This window comes from Cellulosimicrobium sp. SH8 (assembly GCF_025818875.1).
Lineage (GTDB): Bacteria > Actinomycetota > Actinomycetes > Actinomycetales > Cellulomonadaceae > Cellulosimicrobium > Cellulosimicrobium cellulans_D.
Window position 1 is genome coordinate 1 of sequence record NZ_JAMXMH010000019.1, and the last position, 5,546, is coordinate 5,546.

The 5,546-nt window shown below is 58.7% G+C and carries 3 rRNA genes; all 3 read right to left on the reverse strand.

The annotated features are described in order from the left end of the window. Nucleotides 1-49: 49 nt before the first annotated feature. Nucleotides 50-166: ribosomal RNA gene (rrf, locus tag NF338_RS20880) — 5S ribosomal RNA — on the reverse strand. A 93-nt stretch (nt 167-259) separates the two neighbouring features. Further along, nucleotides 260-3,365 (reverse strand): 23S ribosomal RNA (locus NF338_RS20885). 502 nt (nt 3,366-3,867) lie between these two features. Beyond that, nucleotides 3,868-5,389, reverse strand: a 16S ribosomal RNA gene (locus tag NF338_RS20890). Together the 16S, 23S and 5S rRNA genes form the textbook arrangement of a ribosomal RNA operon. Nucleotides 5,390-5,546: the final 157 nt, after the last annotated feature.

A 5,546-nucleotide genomic window follows, 5' to 3' on the forward strand; every position in this document is an offset into this window, starting at 1 on the left:
GAAATGCCGAAGGCCCACCCCGTGTGGGGTGGGCCTTCGGTGAAGGGTTGTCCGGCGGCGTCCTACTCTCCCACCCCGTCTCCAGGGCAGTACCATCGGCGCTGAAGGGCTTAGCTTCCGGGTTCGGTATGGGACCGGGCGTTTCCCCTTCGCTGTGACCGCCGTAACTCTGTGAACCTGTCAACACGCTGGGCACCCCGGTGGGGGGTGTGGTGTTGGTGGTTCGGGAACCGCACAGTGGACGCGTAGCAATGTGTTGGTGTTGAAGTTGTCGGCTGATTAGTACCGGTCAGCTGCACGGGTCTTTCGTCCCCGCTTCCACGTCCGGCCTATCGACCCAGTGTTCTGCTGGGTGCCTCTCACCCCGTAGGGTATGGAAACCTCATCTTGAAGCAGGCTTCCCGCTTAGATGCTTTCAGCGGTTATCCCTTCCGAACGTAGCCAACCAGCGGTGCTCCTGGCGGAACAACTGGCACACCAGAGGTTCGTCCGTCCCGGTCCTCTCGTACTAGGGACAGCCCTTCTCAAGTTTCCTGCGCGCGCAGCGGATAGGGACCGAACTGTCTCACGACGTTCTAAACCCAGCTCGCGTACCGCTTTAATGGGCGAACAGCCCAACCCTTGGGACCTACTCCAGCCCCAGGATGCGACGAGCCGACATCGAGGTGCCAAACCATGCCGTCGATATGGACTCTTGGGCAAGATCAGCCTGTTATCCCCGGGGTACCTTTTATCCGTTGAGCGACGGCGCTTCCACAAGCCACCGCCGGATCACTAGTTCCGACTTTCGTCCCTGCTCGACCTGTCAGTCTCACAGTCAAGCTCCCTTGTGCACTTGCACTCGACACCTGATTGCCAACCAGGCTGAGGGAACCTTTGAGCGCCTCCGTTACATTTTAGGAGGCAACCGCCCCAGTTAAACTACCCACCAGGCACTGTCCCTGGTCCGGATCACGGACCGAGGTTAGACATCCGAAGCGGCCAGAGTGGTATTTCAACGTTGACTCCACCCGCACTGGCGTACGGGCTTCACAGTCTCCCACCTATCCTACACAAGCCGCACCGAACATCAATACCAAGCTATAGTAAAGGTCCCGGGGTCTTTCCGTCCTGCTGCGCGTAACGAGCATCTTTACTCGTAGTGCAATTTCGCCGAGTTCGCGGTTGAGACAGCGGAGAAGTCGTTACGCCATTCGTGCAGGTCGGAACTTACCCGACAAGGAATTTCGCTACCTTAGGATGGTTATAGTTACCACCGCCGTTTACTGGGGCTTAAATTCTGAGCTTCACCCGAGGGTTGACCCGTCCTCTTAACCTTCCAGCACCGGGCAGGCGTCAGTCCGTATACATCGTCTTGCGACTTCGCACGGACCTGTGTTTTTAGTAAACAGTCGCTTCTCCCTGGTCTCTGCGGCCGTCCACGCTCCCACCGCGAGGGTGTTCACGCTTCGGGCCCCCCTTCTCCCGAAGTTACGGGGGCATTTTGCCGAGTTCCTTAACCACGATTCTCTCGATCGCCTTAGTATTCTCTACCTGACCACCTGAGTCGGTTTGGGGTACGGGCGGCTAGAACCTCGCGCCGAGGCTTTTCTTGGCAGCATAGGATCACCCAGTTCGCGCTTGTGCGCTCACCGTCAGCTCTCAGCCTGTGTGCCTGGCGGATTTGCCTACCAGACGGCCTACAGCCTTGGACGTGGTCTACCATCGCCACGCCGGGCTACCTTCCTGCGTCACCCCTGTTAATACGCTTACCTACTACCGGTTTGGGTCCCGCGCGCCCCTGTCCGGTGGCCCCGAAGGGCCGGTGGACAGGTTTGGGCGGTCAGCATCACCGGGCTCGGTATGGGCGGTTCTTCGCCGGTAGGAGAATATCAACTCCTTGTCCATCGACTACGCCTGTCGGCCTCGCCTTAGGTCCCGACTTACCCAGGGCGGATTAACCTGGCCCTGGAACCCTTGGTCATTCGGCGGACGGGTTTCTCACCCGTCTTTCGCTACTCATGCCTGCATTCTCACTCGTGTGGGCTCCACCACTGGGTTCCCCCGCGGCTTCACTGCCCACACGACGCTCCCCTACCCACCTGCGCCTCTGGACCACGAAGGCCTGAGTTGAGCGCAGATGCCACGGCTTCGGCGGTGTACTTGAGCCCCGCTACATTGTCGGCGCGGAATCACTTGACCAGTGAGCTATTACGCACTCTTTCAAGGGTGGCTGCTTCTAAGCCAACCTCCTGGTTGTCTGTGCAACTCCACATCCTTTCCCACTTAGCACACGCTTAGGGGCCTTAGCCGGTGGTCTGGGCTGTTTCCCTCTCGACTACGGAGCTTATCCCCCGCAGTCTCACTGCCACGCTTCCACTTACCGGCATTCGGAGTTTGGCTGACGTCAGTAACCTTGTAGGGCCCATCGGCCATCCAGTAGCTCTACCTCCGGCAAGAAACACGTGACGCTGCACCTAAATGCATTTCGGGGAGAACCAGCTATCACGAAGTTTGATTGGCCTTTCACCCCTAACCACAGGTCATCCCCCAGGTTTTCAACCCTGGTGGGTTCGGTCCTCCACGCGGTCTTACCCGCGCTTCAACCTGCCCATGGCTAGATCACTTCGCTTCGGGTCTAGACCCAGCGACTATGGGCGCCCTCTTCGGACTCGCTTTCGCTACGGCTTCCCCACACGGGTTAACCTCGCCACTGAGCACTAACTCGCAGGCTCATTCTTCAAAAGGCACGCTGTCACCCCAGCCAAGGAGGCTCCAACGGATTGTAGGCACACGGTTTCAGGTACTATTTCACTCCCCTCCCGGGGTACTTTTCACCTTTCCCTCACGGTACTGGTCCGCTATCGGTCACTAGGTAGTATTTAGGCTTAGCAAGTGGTCTTGCCAGATTCACACGAGATTTCTCGGGCCCCGTGCTACTTGGGATCCCCTTCGGGAGGCCGCACCATTTCGTCTACCGGACTCGCACCGTCTATGGTCCGCCTTTCAATGCGGTTCGACTATGACACGACTTTCTGACTCCCCGGCGGACTGTCAGATCCACCAGAAGGGTCCCACAACCCCGAACACGCAACGCCTGACAGCTTGAACACGCGCCCGGTTTGGCCTCATCCGCTTTCGCTCGCCACTACTCACGGAATATCTCTTCCTGTCGGTACTGAGATGTTTCACTTCCCGACGTTCCCTCCACACACCCTATATATTCAGGTGCGGGTCACACGACATGACTCGTGCGGGGTTCCCCCATTCGGAAACCCTCGGATCACAGCTCGTTTGCCAGCTCCCCGAGGCTTATCGCAGGCTACAACGTCCTTCTTCGGCTCCTAGTGCCAAGGCATCCACCCTGTGCCCTTAAAAACTTCAACAAAAACAACAAAACTGCAGAGAACCAAGAACCACACCCACGCAACCCCGAAAGGCCAGCGAGTGTGTCTTGATCTTTACAAAGATGCTCGCGTCCACTGTGCAGTTCTCAAACAACCAACGACCCCGACCCCCACCCGACCCGCCTACCACCCTCGCCCCTCCACAGAGGAACAAGACTGGCGGTTCGTGGCCCGAGGACCGGCCCGTACCAGGCACCCCACCAACCGGTGGCCGGTGACCTGAGGACCCAACAGTGTGCTCGACAAGCCCCCCACCCCCCACCAGCGATGTTCCACCACCACCACACCCGACCCCGACACCCCCGAAGGGACGACCAGAGCCTGGCGGGCCGGCAGGTACTGACACCAGCGAAGACCAGGACGCTCTTTCGTCAATGTTCCACCCATGAGCAACCACCCACCGCGCGATCGGCGATGGCGTGGCACCTGAACCACCCACCCACCGGCGAAGCCGGCCAGGCGAGGGTTGGTAGCTCCTTAGAAAGGAGGTGATCCAGCCGCACCTTCCGGTACGGCTACCTTGTTACGACTTAGTCCCAATCGCCAGTCCCACCTTCGACCACTCCCCCCGCGAACGGTTGGGCCATGGGCTTCGGGTGTTACCGACTTTCGTGACTTGACGGGCGGTGTGTACAAGGCCCGGGAACGTATTCACCGCAGCGTTGCTGATCTGCGATTACTAGCGACTCCGACTTCATGGGGTCGAGTTGCAGACCCCAATCCGAACTGAGACCGGCTTTTTGGGATTCGCTCCACCTTACGGTATCGCAGCCCTTTGTACCGGCCATTGTAGCATGCGTGAAGCCCAAGACATAAGGGGCATGATGATTTGACGTCATCCCCACCTTCCTCCGAGTTGACCCCGGCAGTCTCCCATGAGTCCCCGGCATAACCCGCTGGCAACATGGGACGAGGGTTGCGCTCGTTGCGGGACTTAACCCAACATCTCACGACACGAGCTGACGACAACCATGCACCACCTGTGCACGAGTGTCCAAAGAGACCACCATCTCTGGTGGCTTCCCGTGCATGTCAAGCCTTGGTAAGGTTCTTCGCGTTGCATCGAATTAATCCGCATGCTCCGCCGCTTGTGCGGGCCCCCGTCAATTCCTTTGAGTTTTAGCCTTGCGGCCGTACTCCCCAGGCGGGGCACTTAATGCGTTTGCTGCGGCACGGAACTCGTGGAATGAGCCCCACACCTAGTGCCCAACGTTTACGGCATGGACTACCAGGGTATCTAATCCTGTTCGCTCCCCATGCTTTCGCTCCTCAGCGTCAGTTGCGGCCCAGAGACCTGCCTTCGCCATCGGTGTTCCTCCTGATATCTGCGCATTCCACCGCTACACCAGGAATTCCAGTCTCCCCTACCGCACTCTAGTCTGCCCGTACCCGATGCAAGCTCGAGGTTGAGCCTCGAGTTTTCACACCAGACGCGACAAACCGCCTACGAGCTCTTTACGCCCAATAATTCCGGACAACGCTTGCGCCCTACGTATTACCGCGGCTGCTGGCACGTAGTTAGCCGGCGCTTCTTCTGCAGGTACCGTCACTTGCGCTTCTTCCCTGCTGAAAGAGGTTTACAACCCGAAGGCCTTCATCCCTCACGCGGCGTCGCTGCATCAGGCTTGCGCCCATTGTGCAATATTCCCCACTGCTGCCTCCCGTAGGAGTCTGGGCCGTGTCTCAGTCCCAGTGTGGCCGGTCGCCCTCTCAGGCCGGCTACCCGTCGTCGCCTTGGTAGGCCATCACCCCACCAACAAGCTGATAGGCCGCGAGCCCATCCCTGACCGAAAAACTTTCCAACCACCCCCATGCGAGGACGGCTCATATCCGGTATTAGCCCCGGTTTCCCGGAGTTATCCCGAAGTCAAGGGCAGGTTACTCACGTGTTACTCACCCGTTCGCCACTAATCCACCCAGCAAGCTGGGCTTCATCGTTCGACTTGCATGTGTTAAGCACGCCGCCAGCGTTCGTCCTGAGCCAGGATCAAACTCTCCGTAAATGAACAACGCCCACCACCAGGCAAACCCAGCAGTGAACAATCCATACGAAGCGAACCCCAACAGGGTTCACAAAACTGGCATCAACACGAAAGATGACATCATCTTCCGAAATCAACCAAAGGAATCCCAGACACAACCAACCACCCCACCCGACGG